Source organism: Streptomyces sp. NPDC031670 (genome assembly GCF_055580545.1).
On sequence record NZ_JBVILC010000011.1, the window covers coordinates 218,548 to 237,597 of the forward strand.

Sequence of the window (19,050 nt, forward strand, 5' to 3'; positions counted from 1 at the left end):
CTCTCCCACCGTGAAGACGGCCCGCGCCGCCTCCTGGTTGCTCAGGATGTCCAGACTGCCCTGGTTCCCTGGTACCCCTTTCGGCCCAACCGCAACGGGGTGGGGGAAATGGCCGGACAGGTGATATCTTGTTCAACTTTCAAGAAGCGCCGGTACAGTGGAGACCATGACCACCACCCCCGCCGAGGAGCCGCGCTGGCTCAGCGACGACGAGCAGCGCACCTGGCGTGCCTACCTCCACGCCACCACGCTCCTGGAAGACCATCTCGACCGCCAGCTCCAGCGCGACGCCGGGATGCCGCACATCTACTACGGGCTGCTCATCCAGCTCTCCGAGGCTCCCCGGCGGCGGCTGCGGATGACCGAGCTGGCCATCGGCGCCAAGATCACCCGGTCCCGGCTCTCGCACGCGATCGCGCGGCTGGAGAAGAACGGCTGGGTGCGGCGCGAGGACTGCCCCTCGGACAAGCGCGGTCAGTTCGCGGCGCTCACCGACGAGGGCTTCGCGGTCGTGGAACGGACCGCGCCCGGCCATGTGGCGGCCGTGCGCCAGGCGATGTTCGACCGGCTCACCCCCGAGCAGGCCGAGCAGCTCGGGCAGATCATGCGGGTGATCGCCGAGGGCCTCCAGCCCAAGGACGCAGGAGCGGACCTGCCCTGGCTCCGCTGAGCCGGACAGGTCCGCGTCTGGTGTGTGCTCTGCTGACCGCTTACGCGTCCCCCACGTAGGCGGCCGGCGTCAGTGGGCGACCACCGGCACCCGGATCTCGTCCTCGACGCCCTCGGCGTCGCCGGAGCCGGTGAGCGAACCCATGTCCGGACGGCCGGTGTTGATGAAGGTGACCGCGATCGCCGAGGCGACCACCAGGATGCCGACCGCCCACCAGATGGCGCTGGTGAAGCCGTGCACCATCGCCTGGAGCTTCAGCAGCTCCAGGCTCTTGGCGCCGGCGGCGTGCGAGGTCGCGTACGCCGTGGTGGCGGAGGCGGCGATGGTGTTCAGCAGGGCCGTGCCGATGGCGCCGCCCACCTGCTGCGAGGTGTTGACCATGGCGGAGGCGACACCCGCGTCACGCGGCTCGACCCCGATGGTGGCCAGCGACATGGCCGGCATGAAGGCGGTGCCCATGCCGAGGCCGAGCAGGAGCTGCGCCGGCAGGATCAGCCCGGCGTAGGAGGTGTCGATCTGGAGCTGGGTGAGGATCAGCATGCCGACACCCGCGGTCAGGAAGCCGGGGCCCATCAGCAGGCGCGGCGGCACCCGGGTCATCAGCCGGGCACCGATCTGGGTGGAACCGGTGATCATGCCCGCGATCATCGGCAGGAACGCGAAGCCGGTCTTGACCGGCGAGTAGCCCTTCACGACCTGGAGGTAGTACGTCAGGAAGAGGAAGAGGCCGAACATCGCGATGATGGCGAGGCCGAGGGAGAGGTAGACCCCGCCCCGGTTGCGGTTGGTGATGACGCGCAGCGGCAGCAGCGGGTGCTTGACCCGGGCCTCGGTGGCGACGAAGGCGAACAGCAGCACCGCGGCGGCGACGAACATCGACACCGTCACCGCGTCGGACCAGCCGGCCGACTCGGCGCGGGTGAAGCCGTAGACCAGCGCGACCAGACCGAGGGTGGACAGGACCACGCCCGGGACGTCCAGCGGCGAGCGGTTGCGGGTGCCGGAGGGCTCACGGATGACGAAGTAGGCACCGGCCGCGGCGACGATCGCGAACGGGATGTTGACGAAGAAGGTCCAGCGCCAGTTCAGGTACTCGGTGAGGAAGCCGCCGAGGATCAGACCGACGGCGCCGCCGCCACCGGCGATCGCACCGTAGATGCCGAAGGCCTTGGCGCGCTCCTTGGCGTCGGTGAACATCACCGCGAGCAGGGAGAGCGCGGCGGGCGCGAGCAGTGCGCCGAACGCGCCCTGGAGCGCGCGGGAGCCGAGCAGCATGGCCTGGCCGGTGGCCGCGCCGCCGAGCGCGGAGGCCGCGGCGAAGCCGAGCAGACCGACGACGAAGGTGCGCTTGCGTCCCCAGAGGTCGGCTATGCGTCCGCCGAAGAGCAGCAGACCACCGAAGGCGAGGGCGTAGGCCGTGATGACCCACTGCTTGTTGCCGTCGGATATGCCCAGGTCGGTCTGGGCGGAGGGCAGGGCGATGTTCACGATCGTCGCGTCGAGCACGACCATCAGCTGGGCGAGCGCGATGAAGGCGAGGGCCTTCCAACGGCTGGGATCGGGAGCGAGATCACGGGGCTCGGTTGTCCGGGCCTCGACTGTTTTCGACATGGGTGTAGCCACCTTGGGACGCGATGTTGCGATGAGCGGAGTGCTGAGTACTGCCAATTACTGCTTGGTAAGGAGGACTTGGTGCGCTTGGCGGACCGGCCGCCCCACGCGGGTTCGGTTACGGCTGGCTGAGGTCCTGCATGGTCGCCGCCGTTCCCGGCAGCTCGGACCGCGCCGGGGCCATGAGCCCGTCGAGGAAGAGCTGGAGATGGCGGTGGACGAACCGGTCCATGTTCGGGCACGCGGTGCCCGGCAGCGGCCGGGTGAGCTGGGTGAGGGCGACCATCAGATCGCCCACGTCGACGTCGTCGCGCAACTGGCCGCTGCGCCGGGCCCGCGCCATCAGGTCGCGGACGGCCCCGTCGAGGCGTTCCCGGGCGGCGTTCAGCTCCGGCATGTCCTTGTCGAAGCTCTCGGAGAGCATCGGGCACAGGGCGCCGATGCGCTCTTCGGCCGCGTTGAAGACGAACCGGCTCAGCGCGGCGAAGGCGTCGGGCTCCTCGGCGGTCGCGGTCTCCGCGGCCACCGCCCCCCGTTCCATCACCGCGAGCACCACGCTGGTGATCAGCTCGGTGCGGTCGTGGAAGTGCCGGTAGAGCGTGGCGTTGCCGATGCCCGCGCGCTTGGCGATCTCGTCGAGCGGCACCATGGCGCCCTCCTCGACGAACATCTCGCGCGCCGCCGCGATGATCCGCTCCCGGTTGCGCAGGGCGTCGGCCCGCGGTCGCGGGGCGCGACGGGGCTCCGCTGCGATGGCCGGAGTGGCGGTGGACACGGCGTGCTCCTTCTGCTGGGACGAAGTCGTCGTCCGAACCGGAACCGGGGAAGCTCTCCCCGTTTCGGCGGGACACAGGTGCAAACGGGGAAAGGCTCCCCGGTTATTTCCCGCCCCGGCCCCTGTTTCCTGTGACCTGAGTCACATCTCCCGCTCCGGAAAACCACACGCGCGGCCCACCCAGCGCGCGCCCGCGACACGCCCGACACAGGGTGATCGCACGAGCGCAGCCAGGAGCGGCCGGCTGCCGGTGGGCGAAGGCGAGCGTGCGTATGGAGGAGTCCGGCAGAGCGCGCCGTCGGATATCCGGCGGGCCGCCGCGCGATCCGCGCCGCCGCCGCACCGTCGCGGGCGCGGCCCTCGCCGCCGCGGTGCTCGCCTCGGTGACCGCGGGCAGCACCACCCTGACGGCCCCCCTGCGGGCGTCGGCCGGCCCGGTGGCCACCGGCGGGGAGGCGGCGCTCGCCCCGTGCCGGATCAACACGACGCTCGGCGTGCAGATGTCCGAGGGCCTGCCCACCCCGCCCGGCTACACCCACTCCACGGGCACGATCCGCGCCCTGACCCTGATGATCGACTTCCCCGACGCACAGGGCACCGAGTCCGCGCTGAGCCGGTACGCGGAGTTCTTCCCCCAGACCACCCAGTGGTTCCGCACCGCCTCGTACGGGCGGCTGGACTACCGGCCCGACGTCCCCCTCCCGCAGTGGCTGCGGATGCCGCAGGCGTTCTCCGCGTACGGCATAGAACGCGGCTCGCCGTACGAGCCGGGCTACCGGCGACTGGTCAAGGACATCGTGGCGGCGGCCGACTCACGGGTGAACTTCGCGGCGTACGACCTGGTGAACATCCTGATGTCGCCGAACGCCGGGCCGTCCGCGCTGGACACGGTGCTCTCGGTGACCTTCTCCGGGAACGAGGACGCGCCGCTCGCGGACGGCGTCCCGCTCTCCAACACGTCCTTCGTCTACAGCCGCCAGGACGACGGCTCCGGCTCGTACCGCGAGACGGGCTACCGGGTGCTGCCGCACGAGAACGGCCATGTCTTCGGGCTGCCCGACCTCTATACCCCCGACGGCGGGGGCGCGGTCGGGCACTGGGACATCATGTCCGAGGACTGGGGGGCCAACAACGACATGCTCGGCTGGCACAAGTGGAAGCTGGGCTGGCTCGACAACGCGCAGGTGGGATGTGCGGCGGGGGCGGGGGCCCACGAGTACCTGCTGACCCCGCTCGCGGCGCCCGGACCGGGGCGCAAGCTGGTGTTCGTGCCGCTGTCGGACGAGAGCGGATACGCGGTGGAGGTGCGGACGCGGACCGGGAACGACGAGGCGGTGTGCAAGCCGGGGGTCCTGGTGTACCGCGTCAGTACGGACGTCGACACGGGGCGGGGGCCGATCACCGTCGCCGACAGCGCGAAGGACAGCGGGGGGTGCACCCGGCGGCCCAATGTGCACGCCGAGCTCTCCGACGCGCCCTTCGCCCCGGGCGAGACGTTCACGGACCGGGAGCGGGGCGTACGGGTCTCGGTCCTGGGGGCGGACGAGCTGGGGAACTATCGCGTACGGGTGACACGGGGCTGAGGGTGTTCCGGCTGCGGACCGCGCGTGGCCCGGGCGACAGCCCCGGGATCACCCCCGCAGCCACCCCTCCACCTCCGCCCGCAGCTCCCCCTTCAGCACCTTCCCCGTCGCGTTGCGCGGCAGCGGCGCCGTCCGCGCCAGCACGTGCGCGGGCACCTTGTACGCGGCCAGGACCCGCGCCGCGTACGCCCGCAGCTCCTCCGGCGTGACCGGCGAGGCCAGCCGCACCACCGCCGCCACCTCCTCCCCCAGCTCCGCGTGCGCCACCCCCACCACCGCCGCGTCCAGCACCGCCGGATGACCGTGGAGGACGGACTCGACCTCCACGCAGTAGACGTTCTCGCCGCCCCGGATCACCATGTCCTTGATCCGGTCGACCACCTCGATCCGGCCGTCCCGCGCCACCACCAGGTCGCCGGTCCGGAACCAGCCGTCGATGAAGGCGCGTGCGGTGGCGGCGGGGTCGTTCCAGTACCCGCGTACGTTCGCCTGGGCGCGCAGCCACAGTTCGCCGACCTCGCCCTCGGACACGTCCCTGCCGTCCTCGCCGACCACCCGCACCTCGGTGGTGGGCGTCGGGCGGCCCACGCTCAGCGGCCACCGCCGGTACTCCGCGCCGAAGCCGGCCAGCACGCCCCCGCTGGTCTCGGTCAGCCCGTACCCGTTGCGCGGCTCCACCCGCTCCCCGTACCGCGCGGTGAGCCGTTCCACCAGGGTCGGCGGCGCGGCGGAGCCGCCGGTGTTGAACATCCGCAGGGACTCCATCGCGTCCCCCGCCCGCTCGGCCTCGTCGAGCAGTTGCAGGGCGGTGGTGGGGACGCCCGCGTAGTGCGTCACGCCGTGCTCACGGATCAGGGCGAGGGCGTGGCGCGCGTCCCACGCGCGCATCATGACCAGGGTGCCGCCCGAGCCCATCACCGAGTAGAAGCCGCTGAAGCCCGCGACGTGGAAGAACGGATAGGTGACCAGGGACACCGGTGCGGGCCCCTGCCCCGGCACCAGGCCCCGGCCGAGCGCGGAGGCAGCCGCGTGGAAACGGGGGTTCATCGCCGCGCCCGCCTGGGCGAGGTGGGTGGCCACGGCGCCCTTCGGGCGGCCGGTGGTGCCCGAGGTGTAGATGATCGTGGCGTCGTCGTCGGGCGACACCGTCACGTCCGGCGGCCCGGCCGACGGGTCGGGCGCGCCCAGGTCCTCGTACGCCTCGAAGCCCTCCGGAGGCGCGCCCGAGCCCTGGAAGACGATGCCCCGCACCCCCGCCCGGCGCGCCCAGTCCGCCACCCGCGCCGCCCGCTCCCCGTCCACGAGCAGCACGCCGGGCGCGCAGTCGTCGAGCGCGTGGGCCAGCTCGGCCCCGGTCCACCAGGCGTTCAGCGGCACCGCCACCAGCCCGGCGAGCTGGGCGGCCCAGAACGCGATCTGCCACTCGGGGAGGTTGCGCATCGCCACCGCCGCGCGGTCGCCCCGGCGCAGCCCGTACTCCTCCACCAGGCGCCGGGCCAGCGCGGAGGCCGCCGCGAAGAACTCCCCGTAGGTGTACGTGCCGCTCTCCGCCACGAGGAAGGGCCGGTCCCCGTAGGCCCAGGTCACCTCCACGAACTCGCGCAGGGTCCGCGGGCCCCCCACGTAGACGGGCACCCCGTCCGGCCCCCGCTCGACTTCGAAGGGCGCCCCGGGCGCGGTCAGCAGCGCCTCTGCGGCGGCGGGGGTGTACGGCGGCACGGGGGCCCTCCTCGACGGCGGGTGCGGGGCGCGGGGCTCCCCGTAACATAGACGCCGCCTCAGCCCGGCAGGAGACCGCCCGGGCGGGAGCGGACCACGCCGGTCAGCGCCTCGGCGAGGATGCGCACGCCGTCCTCGGTGAGCACCGACTCGGCGTGGAACTGCATCGAGGCGAAGCCGGGGCCGCGCAGCGCGTGCACCTCGCCGGTGTCCGGGTCACGGCTGACCTCGATGACGCCGAGCTCGGGGTGGGTGAGCTTGTCGTCGGCGCTGCGGGCGGCGAACGTGTTGTAGAAGCCCACCCGCTCGTACGCGCCGAACAGGTCGATCTCCTTCTGGACGCCCTGGTTGGGGGTGTCGCGGCGGGCCAGGCCGAGGCCGAGGAGGGTGGCGAGGACCTGGTGGCTGAGGCAGACCGCGACGAACGGGCGCCGCTCGTCGAGGAGCCGGGTCACGGCCGCCCGCAGATGGGCGATCTTGGGGTGGCCGGTCTCCCGGGGGTCGCCGGGGCCGGGTCCCATGACGACCAGGTCATGGTCCTCGAAGCGGTACGGCTCGTCGAACCGGCGGACCGTCACCTCCACGCCCAGGGCGGCCAGTTCATGGCCGATCATCGCGGTGAAGGTGTCCTCCGCGTCGACGATCAGCACCCGGCGCCCGGCCAGCTCCTCGACGGGTGCGGCCCGCCCGGCGGGCTCGCGCAGCCAGAAGCGGGCGAGACGGTCGTTGCGCCGCGCCAGCGCCTCGCGCACCCGCGCGTGCCCGGCGAACCGTCCGGCGGGACCCGGGCGGGGTGCGCCGCCCGCGCCCGCGTCGAGGGCGGCGAGGAGCCCCGCGGCCTTCGCCCGGGTCTCGGCGACCTCGCTCACGGGGTCGGAGTGGCGCACCAGGGTCGCGCCGACGCCGATGCTCAGCCGCCCCTCGGCGCTGATGTCGGTGGTGCGGATGAGGATGGCGGAGTCCAGCGCGCGTCCGCCGTGCTCGTCACGGCCGATGAGGGCCATGACCCCGCTGTAGTAGCCGCGCCCCTCCGGCTCGTAGCGGGTGATCACCTTGCAGGCGCTCTCCAGCGGGCTGCCCGTGACCGTGGGGGCGAACATCGTCTCGCGCAGGATGTCGCGCACATCGTGGGAGGTGCGGCCCTCGATGAGGTACTCGGTGTGGGCGAGGCGGCCCATCTCCTTGAGGTACGGGCCGACGACCCGGCCCCCGCCCTCGCAGATCCGCGCCATCATCTTGAGTTCCTCGTCGACGACCATGTAGAGCTCGTCGGCCTCCTTGCGGTCGGCCAGGAACGCCATCACCCCGGGCAGGTCGGGGCCGGCCGCCGGGTAGCGGTAGGTGCCGCTGACGGGGTTCATCACGGCGGTGCCGCCGCGCAGGCTGACATGGCGCTCGGGACCGGCGCCGACGAAGGTGCGCCCGCCGGTGTGCACCAGGAACGTCCAGTACGCACCGGACTCCCGCTCCACCAGCCGCCGGAAGAACGACAGCGCGCTGTGCGGGGTGTACGGCGTGATGTCCGCGACGAAGGAGCGCTTGATGACGAAGTTGGCGCCCTCGCCGCTGCCGATCTCGCGCTCGACGACCTCCCGGACGATCTCGGCGTAGCGGGCGTCGTCGATGTCGAAGCGGCCGTCGGCGAGGACGACCGGCTCGTCCGGCAGCCGCCGCAGGGCCTCGGCCAGCGGCAGTTCGCCCTGCTCGGCCACGGACATCACGAGCAGCGGCTCGCCGTCGTCGGTGCCGGTGAAGCCGCGCTCGGAGATCTGCCGGTACGGCACGACCGCCAGCACCTCGTGGCGGGCGCCCGGCCCGGCGGGCGCGTCCGGCAGCGGGATCGCGGCCAGCGTGCCGACGGCCGTGACGTCGCCGAGCAGCACCTCAAGGACGTCCCGGCCGGCCGTCTCGGGCCGGTACAGCAGGGCGTACGCGGCGGGGTCCCGGTCCAGCACGCGGCCGAGCAGGTCATGGCCGCGCGGGCCGCGGTCCAGCGGGATGCCGTCCAACGGGAGGCCGTCCACCGGGTCGTGGTCCGGCGCCTCGCGGTCCGCCGGGGGCCGGCCGTCGCTCACCGGTGCGGCCCGTCCACGGGGGCGAGCCCGGCCAGGACCGCCTTGGTGGTGGTGACCACCGCGCAGCGCCCGGCCGCGTACTCCAGGGCGAGACGGTGGTGGCGCTCGGCGAAGTCCGCGACCGCGTCCGCGACCACGAAGGGCTGGATGTCGTGGGTGAACGCCTCGACCGCCGACATCAGCACGCCCACGTGCGCGTACACCCCGCAGACCACCAGCTGGTCGCGGCCCGCCGCGCGCATCCGCTCCAGCAGGTCCGACCGGAAGAACGCGCTGTAGCGCCACTTGGTGAACAGCCAGTCCTGCGGGCCCGGTTCGAGCTCGTCGACGATCCGGCGGTCCTCCGCGGTGACCCCCATGCCCGGCCCCCAGAAGTCCTTCAGCAGCCCGCGCTCCCGCTCGCTCATCCCGCCGGGCTGGGCCGTGTAGGCGACCGGGATGCCCGCGGCGGCGCAGCTCTCGCGCAGCAGCACGGTGTTGCGCACCAGGGGGCCGCCGGGCGACTGGTCCGCGGGCAACGGCCGCAGGAAGTAGCGCTGCATGTCGTGGACGAGCAGCACCGCCCGGGCGGGATCGACCGTCCAGGCCGCGGTGTTCGCGGGGAGGTCGCCCTCGGCGGGCATCGGATACGGCTCGATGGTGGGCAGACCCGCCATGGATCGTCCTTTCGCTGTGCCGGTACGGGTGCGCGGTCGGGTCAGCCGAGCCAGGACGAGGCCACCGTGAGCGCCTGACGCGGGTTGAGCCGCGGATCGCAGAAGCTCGTGTACTTGTCGCCCACCTCGTGCAGCCGGTCCCGGTCGCCGACGCACTCGGTGACGTCGTCGGGAGTGGTCTCCAGATGGATGCCGCCCGCGGTGCCGCCCGCCGTGGTGACCGCGCGGTGGAACTCCACGACCTCCCGTACGACCGTCTTCACCAGCCGCGTCTTGAGTCCGTCGGGCCCGACGACGGTGTTGCCGTGCATCGGGTCGGTCAGCCAGATCACCGGGTGGCCCGCCGCGCGCACCGCCGCGACCAGCGTCGGCAGCCGCTCCCCCACGGTGTCGGCGCCCATCCGGGCGATCAGGGTGAGGCGGCCGGGCACCCGTCCGGGGTCGAGCCGCTCGCAGAGCGCCAGCAGGTCCGCCGAGGTCATCGCCGGGCCCACCTTGCACGCCACCGGGTTGGCGACGGCCGCGAGCAGCGCCACATGGGCGCCCCCGAGGTGCCGGGTGCGCTCGCCGACCCAGGGCCAGTGGGTGGAGGTGAGCACCGGCCGGCCGTCGTCCCGGGCGCGCAGCGAGGGCAGTTCGTAGTCGAGCAGCAGCGCCTCGTGGCTCGTCCACACCGGGGCTTCGTGGCGCACCCCGCGCCCCGGGCCGCTCCAGCCGAGCAGCTCCAGGATGCCGCGCGCCGCGCGGTGGCCGGTCAGCATCCGGGTGGGGTCGGCGCGGCGCAGCTCGGGGTCCGGCTCGGGGGAGTTGACCATATGGCCCCGGTAGACGGGCAGTTCGACCCCGGCGACCGTCTCGGTCGGGCGGGAGCGGGGCTTGCCGTACTGGCCGGCCAGGCGTCCGACCCGCAGCACCGGCTTGTGCGAGGTCATCCGCATGACCCCGGCGAGCATGTCGAGCAGTCCCGTCTTGCGGGCCACGTCGCCGTGGCCGCTCTCCGCCCAGTCCTCGGCGCAGTCCCCGCACTGCACGACCTGGACGCGTCCGGCGGCGACCTCGGCCAGCCGCGCGTGGAGGCGGTCCACGTCGTCCGCCTCGACGAGCGGCGGCAGCGCGGCGAGCTCGCGCCGCACCCGTACGAGTTCGGGGTGGTCCTCCCAGTCCGGTTGCTGCACCGCGGGCAACGAGCGGAGGAACGTGTGGACGCTGTTCACCTGATGCCTCCCTGCGTGGCGTGGCACCGCTCACCCGAGGTGCGGATCAGGAGGCGGCCGGACGCCGACTCTCGCGGACCGCGGGAGGAAAACCGAAGGGCGTATCACGGACTCCGTGACATGCGGGCCGAACATGGGCCGGACTTGACGGAGTGTCCGTCCGAGTGGTTCCGAGCGGCCCTCCCCGCCGCGCCGCTCCCGTACCGGCGGGAGGAAACGCCCCGCCCCCGGCGCCGGGGGCGGCGGTGGTCCAGTCACCATCGGGGCGCACGGTGGCGCGTGGCGTCCCGCGGGGAAGGAGTGCGCGGGCGGGCCGGCAGTGGCGAGCCACCCACCCGGCGGCGCGACGGGGTGCCCCGTGCACCTCGCCCCTCCCCCGGGCCCCGGCCATTGTCGAAGGGGTGGCTCCGACCGGCCGCCCAGAGCTTCCAGGGGGTTCCCGTGAACGTTCCCGCCGGCAGTACGAGGCCCGCCCGACACCGTCCCGCCGCCGCGGTGCAACGCACCTCGCCCGCGGTGATGTACGAGCGCGAGTTCATGCTCAGGGACATGAGCAGCACGCTGTTCGCGTCCCTGCCCAGGCGGGACCAGCGCCACAAGGGGGAGCAGTATCTGCGCGGGCTGCTCACGGCGAAGGGGCGCCGCTCCATCCGCAACGTGGCGGCCTGCCTGGGCGATCCCACCCTGGAGCAGACCCTCCACCACTTCATCTGCAACTCCACCTGGGAGTGGCGGCCGGTGCGCGAGGCGCTGGCCTGCTGGCTCGGCCACCTCATCGCCCCACGGGCCTGGGTGGTGCGGCAGACCCCGATCCCCAAGTCCGGCCGCCACTCGGTGGGCGTGGGCCGCGGCTTCGACCTCCACCGCAACCAGATGTTCCACGGCCAGCAGGCCTTCGGGGTGTGGTGCGCCTCCCCGGAGGCGGCGGCGCCGGTGAACTGGCGGCTGGTCCTGCCGGAGGGGCGGGGCGAGGATACGGCCCCGGGCGCGCCCGGCGGAAGGTACCGCGGCCACACCGGTGAGACGCCCGAGGAGTGCGCCACCACCGCGGCGCTGGACTTCGCGGACCTGCACGGCGCCCCGCTGCTGCCCGTGGTCCTCGATCTGCCCGCACGCGACTCGGAGGCGGTGGTACGGCGGTTCGGCGCGGCCGGGGTGCCGGTGCTCGTGCGCGTCGGATCGGGGGCGCGATTCACCGTGGAGGAGCCCGCCCCGGCCCGGTTCGGCACGGGCGCGCTGCCGGCGCACCGCATCCTCGACTCGGTCCGGGGCCGCCGCCAGCGGGTCGGCGGGTTCGACCCGGCCGCCCCCTCGGGCGTACGGCACACCGCCGCGGTCAAGGTACGGGTGGGGCTGCCGGGCGGGACACCGGTGCCACGGGACGCCCGCGAGGGCGCTCTGGCACTGCTCGGGGAGTGGCGGCAGCCGCACGGGGCGCCCAGCGGGCTGTGGCTGACCAACATGGGCGGGGTGCCCGCCGCCACCCTGCTGGGCCTGACCCGGCTGACCGACCGGGTCGGCCGGGACTTCGCCGAGCACGGCGACCGGGCGGGGCTGCGGGACTTCGAGGGGCGCTCCCTGCGGGGCTGGCACTGCCATATGACGCTCGCCTCGGCGGCCCACGCCCTGCACGTCCTGACCGCGCGCCGCGGGCCGGTGGAGGGCTACTTCCCCAAGGTGTCCTGAGGCCCCCCGGCGCTCTCCCGTCTGCCGGGCACCGCCTCGCGCCGGCGGCGCAGCACGTCCCGGGCGCGCAGCAGCCGTAACGCGAGCTGCGCCTCGGTGGCGCGCTCGGGCCGCTGCCAGCCGGGGCCGAGGAGCTCGGTGATGCGTTCCAGGCGGCGGGTGACCGTGTTGGGGTGGACGTGCAGACCGCCCGCCGCGCGGGTGGGACTGCTGCCCGCGGCGAAGTACGCCTCCACCGTCTCCACCAGCCGCGTCATCCGCTCGGCGTCGTGGTCGAGGACCGGTCCGAGGACGGAGGCGACGAACCCGTCGACGTCCTGGTCGTCGGAGAGCAGCAGCCCGAGGAAGCCCAGGTCGTCGAGGGATGCGGCGCTGCCCGCGCCGTCCAGCGCGAGCAGCGCGTCGAGGCAGCGCAGCGCCTCCTGGTGCACCGGGGCCACCGAGGCGAGCGAGTCGGCGGGGCCCGCCGAGGCCACCGTGACGGGCTCGGCGAGCAGCGGCGACAGCTCGCCGGACACCGCGCGGGCGACGGCCGAGGCGTCGGCGCCGGGCAGCAGCAGCACGATGTCGCCGTCCCGCGCCTTCATCAGCCCCGAGCCGCGGTAGGCGTACGAAGACGCCCACACCACGGCCTTGCCGTGCTCCTCGCCGTTCGGCCGGGCCACCACCACGACGTGCGGCGCGTCCGGGTCCAGGCCCAGCTGCCGGGCCTGGCGGGCGAGTTGGTCCGGCGACTGCGCGGTGGTGGCGGTGGTGGTGAGCAGGGTGTCGAAGAACTCCTCGCGGGGCGGCCCCTCGGCCCCGGCCGTGCTGCGCCGCACGGCGAGCAGCAGCGCCACCGCCTGCCCCACGAACCCGAGGAAGGCCCGCTCGTCATCGGTGGGCTCCGGCTCCTTCTCGGTGGGCTTACGCCCGTCCTCCGCCGCCTTCCGCCCGGTCCGCAGCAGCACGAGGCCGGGCTCCCCGCCCGCGCCGACGGGCGCGGCCCAGACACCCGGGGTGACGCGCACCGGGCCGCCCGCCGCGTGCGCCTCCAGGGCCGCTTCTCGTATCCACTCCTCGTCGAGGTCGGGCGCCCGGCCGGCGCCCGCGAGGACGCGCCCGCAGCCGTCGCTCACCACGAGTCCGGCGCCGAGCGCCGAGGCGGCGGCCTCGGCCAGCTCCTGCGGGTCGGCGCCGCCCAGCACCAGCGCGGCCAGTGCCGCCCGGGCGTCGGCGAGCTGCCGCAGCCGCGCGATGGCGGCCTCGGCGCGGACGCCCGCCGACTCCAGCGCGACGATCTCCCGCCGCGAACGTTCCAGCAGCCGGGCCTTCTCCAGGGCGACCGCGGCGAAGTCCGCCAGGTACCGCATGACGCTGATCTCGTCGGGGGTGAAGTGCCGCACGACCCGGTCGGCCCCGTACAACGCCCCTATGGACGCGCCCCCCTGACGGATCGGCACCACCAGGATGGCGTGCAGACCCTCGGCCCGGACGACCGCGTCGAGCTGCTCGCCGTGCGGGATGCGGTCGTCGTTGAGGTAGTCGGAGGTCCAGGCGGGCGCGCCGCTCTCGTGCGCCAGCTCACCGAGACCACGGCTCCGCTCGACCACCAGCCCGATGTTGAGCGAGGTGGTGTCACCGTCCGAACTGTGGACGTACGAACCGCCGCCGGGCGTACGCAGACTGATGTACGCCATGTCGAACCCGAGCAGCCTGCGGGCGCGGCTGGTGATGACCTCCAGCAGGCTGTCGGGGTCGTAGGGGATGGTCATGTCGTGGACGGTGTCGACCAAGTCGGCCATCACCGACTCCCGTTGCCGGCGCTGATGACCGGAGGCCTGGATCTTCAGGGCGAGCCGGGTCGCCCTCTCCCACTCCTCCAGCGGGGCGGGCGGCAGTTTTTCGCGGCGGGCACGGTCGAGCAGCTCCTGAAAGTGGCCCGGCGGCGCGTCGATGGCGAGCAGTTCCAGAACGACCAGGGCCGGGGAGTCCGATAGCGCCTTGCCGTCCGCCATGCCGCCGCCCCCCATAGGCTCGGAAGAGGGCACGAGCCCCCATCGAACCTACGTTCCCGAGTAGGACGGGTCAAGGGCGGGTCAAGGGCCCTGACCAGGGCGGGGAGCGCGGCTTGAGCGGGGCGCGAGGTGGGGCGGACGGGGGCGGGGCGCGGGAAGAGACCGCGCCCGCCCTACACGTAGACCGTGCCGCGCTCTACACGTAGATCGTGCCGCGCGCGAGGACCGCCCCGTGACCGCCGACGTGCACCGCGCGGACCTTCTCCCCCTCGCCCTCGACGTTCGCGTACATCGGGGACGGGCGGCCCATCTCGACGCCCTGGAGGATCTCCAGGTCCTGGCCGTAGGAGGCGAGGCCGTGGCGTGCCAGATGGATGGCGACGGGGCCGGCGGCGGAGCCGGTCGCCGCGTCCTCGACGACGCCGTACGCCGGGGAGAACATCCGTGCGCGCCACTGCGTGCCGGACCCCGCGAAGCAGTACGCCGACATGTCGGGGAAGGCGCGCAGCGCGTGGTGGTCCGGGGTCAGCGCGGAGAGCGCCTCGACGCTCCCCAGACCGACGAGGACGTGCCGGGGCCCGTTGCGGTAGGCCTCGACGGGCGTGACCGAGGTGTCGAGCCCGAGGGCCGCGAGCAGCGCGTCGGCGTGCTCGTACGGCTCCCAGACGGGCACGGGCTGGGCCATCCGTACGGAGGTGGCGTCGTCGCCGTGGACCAGCTCGAAGGGGATCGCGCCCATGGCGGTCTCCAGGACCAGCCGGTCGGCCTTGCGCGGGCGCCCGACGGCGACCGCGGTGCCGAGGATGGGATGCCCGGCGAACGGCAGCTCGTTGACGGGCGTGAAGATCCGCACGTGCGCGTCGCCGCCGTGCCGGGCGGGGAGCAGGAAGGTGCACTCGGAGAGGTTCATCTCCTTGGCGATCCGCTGCATCACCTGGGCCGACAGATCCCCGGCGTCGAAGAAGACGGCGACCGGGTTGCCTTCGAGCGGGGTACGGGCGAAGGCGTCCACGACGGTGTACTCATGCATGGAACGGCGGCTCCTTGGGCGGGGCGCGGGCGGGGCTCGGGTGGGGGTTCAGGTGGGGGCTCAGGTGGGGATGCCCTCCCGCTTCACCACCGGGACGGGGATGCCCAGGGCGCGGAGCTGCTGGTTGGGGTTCATGAACTCCCGTTGCAGCTTGATCTTCCCGTTCTCGAACTCAAAGGAGTGGAGGAAGTGGTTCCGGTAGTACCCCTCGGGGTAGCCCGGGAAGAGGATCTTCCCCTCGCCGTCGCACTCCACCCAGAACCGGTCCGGGTCCTGCGTCTCGAAGATCTCCACGTTGATCCACGCCCAGTCGGGGAAGCACTTCAGCGACCACACGGCGTGCTCGCCGAGGGTGTCGCGCCCCCGGATGGCGATGGGCTCGCCGGTGTCGGTAGTCCACAGACCGCCGACACCGTCCTCGGTGAAGAGCAGATGACGCCGGAGCCGGTCCTCACCGCGGCAGTTCATGTACTGCTCGACAACGGCCCGATTGCTCCGCCGGACCTCGGCGGCGGCGTCGTCGTCCTGGAACGTGTGCGGCCGGGTGGTCTCGGACATCGCGCGATCCTCCAAGTACTGCGTCGGCGTACGGGTTCGGCCTGCGGCCGGGCGGGGCCGGGCCGGGGGCCACGGGTGCCGTGCCGTACCGCGACCCTGTGCCGGGTCCCGCCGCGCCGGCAACCGCACGCCGGGGACTTTGGCAGGTACGGGGCAGACGGGGGGCGGACCTGACGGAGTACGGGTCCGGGGAGGGCCCGGGGGCTTCCGCTCCGAGGCGCTCCGGGCGGGGGGGCACGGGTGGGCGCTGCGGGGTGCGCGCTGGGGGGTGCGCGCTGCGGGGTGCGCGCTGGGGGCTACGGCCGGGGAGCCGCCGCCGCACAACGCACCGGACACGAGGTGATCCCCACTCCGCCCCCACACCGGCCCGCCCGCCCCGTCCTCCCAGCACCATCCGCTACCCTGTCCTGGGCTGCCTACGACGGGCGACCCGGGTACGCCTCCGTAGCTCAGGGGATAGAGCACCGCTCTCCTAAAGCGGGTGTCGCAGGTTCGAATCCTGCCGGGGGCACAAGGGACAAGGCCACCTAGGAACGTTCCTAGGTGGCCTTTGACATCCACTTCTGACATCAACGAGCACGGTCACTGACGACCGGGCCGCTTCCTGAGCAGCCGGTCCATGTGGTTCATGGCCTCGCGCTGAGTGTCCTGCACGACGTGCCTGTACACGTCCATGGTGATGCTGATCTGCGAGTGGCCCAGGATCTCCATCACGACGCGGGGCGCGGCTCCGGCCGCCGTGAGCAGGGTGGCGGTGCCGTGCCGAGCGTCATGCAGCCGGATCACGCGGAGGCCGGCGGATTCGGCGACTCGGGTGAAGGAGCGGTAGACGTTCCACGGCTCGACCTGGCGGCCGGTGCGGGTGGTGAAGACGTATCCCGACTCCTGCCACTGCTCCCCCGCCATCCTCCGCGCCGCCGACTGTCGCATCCGGTGCCAGCGCAATGGGGCGATGCAGAGCGCGGGCAACGGGATGACCCGGCGACGACGGCTCTTGGGATCGTCGTCGTAGAGGACACCGCGACGGCGCTGGGTCTGCTGCCGGACGTAGAGGACGCGGTTGTCCAGGTCGAGATCAGACCACCGGAGGCCGATGATCTCGCCCGTCGGAGCCCCATGGCGATGGCGAGCACGAAGGCCGCGTAGAGCGGATCTCGACGCGATGCCGCGAGGAAGTCCAACGTCTCGTCCAGCGTCCAGGGCTTCAGCTCCCGGTTGTCCGTACGGGGCGGCTCGACGAGCTTGGCGACATTGCGCACGATCAACTCCTCGTGGCAGGCCGAGGACAGAGCGGAACGCAGCACGCGGTTGGACTCCTTGGCCGTTGCTGCTGTGGTCTCCTTCTCCATCCGAATGAGGAAGCGACGGACGTCGGCGACGCCGAGGGATTCGAGCCGCTTCGAGCCGAGCAGCGGCACGAGGCAGAGCCGGACGTGCGTCTCGTACTTGTCGTACGTGCTGAGCTTCCGTCGAGGCTTGATCACGTTGTCCAGCCAGTACGGCAGCCACTCCGTGAGCTTGGCCGACCGGTTGGCACGGGCACGCCTTGGTCGACCTTGGCGAGCAGCTCGCGCCGCTTGGCATCACACTCTGCCCACGTCTTGCCGCAGGCGAACTTGCGGGCCCGAGTGCCGTCCGGTTGGAGGACGTAGACGGCTCACTGAAAACGCCCGTCCTTGCGCTTGGTGATCGTGCCTGCCCCGTTGGGGTTGCGCTTACGCTGTCCGGCCATCAGGCAGCCTCCTCGATCTGGCTGAGGATGAAGTCCCGTACAGCGTCGGCGGGGATACGGCGAGCGCCGTCGATCTTTATCGTTATCAGGCGTTGCGAGCGGATCAGGTCGTAGACCTTCGAGCGTCCGAGCTTGAGCCGTGCCATGACGTCCGGCACGGTCAGCAGCTCAGCGGTAGCGGTGGTCATGCTGCGGCTCCTTCCAGGGCGAGTTGGTCGCGTAGGGCCTCGCGGTTGTGCTGGAGGTCGCGGGCGATGGTGGCGGCGAGGGCGGATTCGCCGGGGGTGTGGCCGTGGCCGGGGTACTGCCAGTCGGCCAGGACGAGGACGGTGTCCGGCTCTCGGTCCTCGAGGCCGAGGGCTACGCGTTCTTGTGCAGCGCGGAAGTCGGTTCGGGCCTGGCGGAGTTCGCCGAGGGTGGTGGAGTAGCGGCGCGACTTGGAGGAGAAGTGGCCGCGGAAGCCGAGCATGTGAGCCCAGGCCCACAGCCGTCGTTCCGGGTAGAGCGGATCGAGGTGCTTGCACGCCTCGATGAGATGGCGGGTGTGGTCGGGGATCTGGTGGCGGTCAAGGCCCGCGCACAGCGCGGGCGCGGGCCGCCTCAGCGGCCCGGCGTGCCTCCTGTCTGCGCCCCGGCTGGCCGGGCCCGGCGGCCCGCTGCGTGCATGCGGGCGAAGGCCAGGAAGACACCCTCTATGGCTGGGGCGGTCGGCCCGCGGCGCGTGCTTCATGGCCCCGGAACCCAAGCCGTCAAAAGCCGGACAAGCGCCCGCCGACATGGTCATACTGACCCTCCAAGGAGGGTTGCAAGATGAACAATCGCCCCACGGTCTCAGCAATGATGCAGACGTTCGACCAGCATGTTGCCGAGCAACTCAAAGCCACGCCTGACGTCATCAACACCGAGGGCGAGATCGACATCTCCGACCTCTACATCAATGTTCCGAAGTGGAGAAAGTACCCAAAGGTTACGTGCGTATTTGCCGATCTCGCTGGATCAACGAATCTACGTCGAGGAAAGTGGGAAGCCTCGACCGCTTCAATCTACGAGTCAGCCATTAAGCCCGCTGTCGTAATCCTTGATGATTTTGGTGCCGACTTCATCGACGTCCAGGGTGATGCAGCTTTCGGACTTTTCGTCGGCGACTACTCACGCAATCGGGCAATCTGTGCCGGAATTACGATCAAGACTTTTGGTGAACACGTTCTGCTACCTGCGCTCGAATCAAAGTGGCCGCACGATCCACCTCAGACAGGTTTCAAGGTTGGGATCGCGATCAGCGACCTCCTAGCCAAAAAGATTGGAATTTCAGGCACCTCACATAACGCTCCAGTCTGGGCGGGTCGAGCGGTGAACTACGCCGCCAAGTGCTCACAACAGGCAAAAGCGCACGAGCTGATCGTAACCAAGCCCATCGCCGATGCCGTGCGGAAGAATGAATATCTGTTCTACTCGTGCGCTTGCAGCGAGTCATCGCCGACCGAGCTGTGGCAAGATCGCGAGGTCGACAAGGTTTCAGGGAGCGATAAGCAGGGACTCATCCTGACCAGCTCTTGGTGCGAGAACTGCGGAGACTCATACTGCGAGAAGGTCTGTGCTGGTTCATGGAAGCGGCCTGACCTCGATAGCTTCAGGCATGCGGGGATGCGGGACCAGTACCTTGCGGTGATGAACTTTCGCGAGGCGAACGCACGACAGATCCGAAGGGGAATCAACGGATAACGGACGCCACGCACCGGACACC

The 19,050-nt window shown here is 72.1% G+C and carries 14 protein-coding genes, 1 tRNA gene and 2 pseudogenes; 5 read left to right on the forward strand and 12 right to left on the reverse strand.

Going from position 1 to position 19,050, the window contains the following annotated elements:
• Positions 1–157: 157 nt before the first annotated feature.
• Entirely contained in the window at positions 158–670 is a 513-nt protein-coding gene (locus tag ACZ5ID_RS21975; protein ID WP_406555852.1) for a MarR family winged helix-turn-helix transcriptional regulator, read from the forward strand.
• Positions 671–739: 69 nt separating this feature from the next.
• Here the strand turns inward: ACZ5ID_RS21975 and ACZ5ID_RS21980 are convergent, their stop codons facing one another.
• Entirely contained in the window at positions 740–2,281 is a 1,542-nt protein-coding gene (locus ACZ5ID_RS21980) for an MFS transporter (protein WP_468900460.1), read from the reverse strand.
• 118 nt (positions 2,282–2,399) lie between these two features.
• Complete coding sequence (locus ACZ5ID_RS21985; protein WP_468900463.1) at positions 2,400–3,056, reverse strand: TetR/AcrR family transcriptional regulator; 657 nt, start codon at positions 3,054–3,056, stop codon at positions 2,400–2,402.
• 272 nt (positions 3,057–3,328) lie between these two features.
• Here ACZ5ID_RS21985 and ACZ5ID_RS21990 point away from each other — a divergent pair, with 272 nt between their 5' ends.
• Positions 3,329–4,639, forward strand: coding sequence for a M6 family metalloprotease domain-containing protein (locus tag ACZ5ID_RS21990; RefSeq protein ID WP_468900578.1), 1,311 nt, complete (start codon positions 3,329–3,331; stop codon positions 4,637–4,639).
• Between the two features lie 48 nt (positions 4,640–4,687).
• Here ACZ5ID_RS21990 and ACZ5ID_RS21995 read toward each other — a convergent pair whose 3' ends face one another.
• From ACZ5ID_RS21995 to ACZ5ID_RS22010, 4 genes are read right to left on the reverse strand one after another with little or no spacing between them, the layout of a single operon-like run.
• Positions 4,688–6,358 carry a class I adenylate-forming enzyme family protein gene (locus ACZ5ID_RS21995; RefSeq protein WP_468900466.1) on the reverse strand — a complete coding sequence of 557 codons (1,671 nt, stop codon included), beginning with the start codon at positions 6,356–6,358 and terminating at the stop codon, positions 4,688–4,690.
• Positions 6,359–6,417: 59 nt separating this feature from the next.
• Positions 6,418–8,382, reverse strand: coding sequence for an anthranilate synthase family protein (locus ACZ5ID_RS22000; protein WP_468900581.1), 1,965 nt, complete (start codon positions 8,380–8,382; stop codon positions 6,418–6,420).
• Between the two features lie 47 nt (positions 8,383–8,429).
• Entirely contained in the window at positions 8,430–9,089 is a 660-nt protein-coding gene (locus ACZ5ID_RS22005; protein WP_468900468.1) for an isochorismatase family protein, read from the reverse strand.
• A gap of 41 nt (positions 9,090–9,130) precedes the next feature.
• Complete coding sequence (locus ACZ5ID_RS22010; RefSeq protein ID WP_468900471.1) at positions 9,131–10,303, reverse strand: 3-deoxy-7-phosphoheptulonate synthase; 1,173 nt, start codon at positions 10,301–10,303, stop codon at positions 9,131–9,133.
• Between the two features lie 519 nt (positions 10,304–10,822).
• On the opposite strand from ACZ5ID_RS22010, the gene ACZ5ID_RS22015 reads away from it, so the two are divergent.
• On the forward strand, positions 10,823–11,989 hold the full coding sequence (locus ACZ5ID_RS22015) for an IS701 family transposase (protein WP_468900584.1): 1,167 nt from the start codon (positions 10,823–10,825) through the stop codon (positions 11,987–11,989).
• Here ACZ5ID_RS22015 and ACZ5ID_RS22020 read toward each other — a convergent pair.
• The 3 genes from ACZ5ID_RS22020 to ACZ5ID_RS22030 all read right to left on the reverse strand — a co-directional run bounded on the left by ACZ5ID_RS22020 (position 11,968) and on the right by ACZ5ID_RS22030 (position 15,574).
• A complete protein-coding gene (locus ACZ5ID_RS22020) occupies positions 11,968–13,986 on the reverse strand; it encodes a helix-turn-helix domain-containing protein (RefSeq protein WP_468900473.1) in 2,019 nt (672 codons plus the stop codon). The two genes, ACZ5ID_RS22015 and ACZ5ID_RS22020, sit on opposite strands and share 22 nt — an antisense overlap.
• 196 nt (positions 13,987–14,182) lie before the next feature.
• On the reverse strand, positions 14,183–15,016 hold the full coding sequence (locus ACZ5ID_RS22025; RefSeq protein ID WP_468900476.1) for a PhzF family phenazine biosynthesis protein: 834 nt from the start codon (positions 15,014–15,016) through the stop codon (positions 14,183–14,185).
• 60 nt (positions 15,017–15,076) lie between these two features.
• Positions 15,077–15,574 carry a PhzA/PhzB family protein gene (locus ACZ5ID_RS22030; RefSeq protein ID WP_468900479.1) on the reverse strand — a complete coding sequence of 166 codons (498 nt, stop codon included), beginning with the start codon at positions 15,572–15,574 and terminating at the stop codon, positions 15,077–15,079.
• A 438-nt stretch (positions 15,575–16,012) separates the two neighbouring features.
• On the opposite strand from ACZ5ID_RS22030, the gene ACZ5ID_RS22035 reads away from it, so the two are divergent.
• A tRNA-Arg gene (locus ACZ5ID_RS22035) sits at positions 16,013–16,085 on the forward strand.
• A gap of 71 nt (positions 16,086–16,156) precedes the next feature.
• Here the strand turns inward: ACZ5ID_RS22035 and ACZ5ID_RS22040 are convergent.
• The 3 genes and pseudogenes from ACZ5ID_RS22040 to ACZ5ID_RS22050 all read right to left on the reverse strand — a co-directional run.
• A pseudogene (locus tag ACZ5ID_RS22040) lies at positions 16,157–17,306 on the reverse strand (site-specific integrase).
• Positions 17,306–17,494: a helix-turn-helix domain-containing protein gene (locus ACZ5ID_RS22045; RefSeq protein WP_468900481.1), complete on the reverse strand. Its 189-nt coding sequence runs from the start codon at positions 17,492–17,494 to the stop codon at positions 17,306–17,308. Before ACZ5ID_RS22045 ends, ACZ5ID_RS22040 begins: the two are co-directional and overlap by 1 nt.
• A pseudogene (locus ACZ5ID_RS22050) lies at positions 17,491–17,883 on the reverse strand (replication initiator); the annotation flags it as partial. The gene ACZ5ID_RS22045 and the pseudogene ACZ5ID_RS22050, both read right to left, overlap by 4 nt.
• A 233-nt stretch (positions 17,884–18,116) precedes the next feature.
• On the opposite strand from ACZ5ID_RS22050, the gene ACZ5ID_RS22055 reads away from it, so the two are divergent.
• Positions 18,117–19,028 carry a hypothetical protein gene (locus ACZ5ID_RS22055; RefSeq protein ID WP_468900483.1) on the forward strand — a complete coding sequence of 304 codons (912 nt, stop codon included), beginning with the start codon at positions 18,117–18,119 and terminating at the stop codon, positions 19,026–19,028.
• Positions 19,029–19,050: the final 22 nt, after the last annotated feature.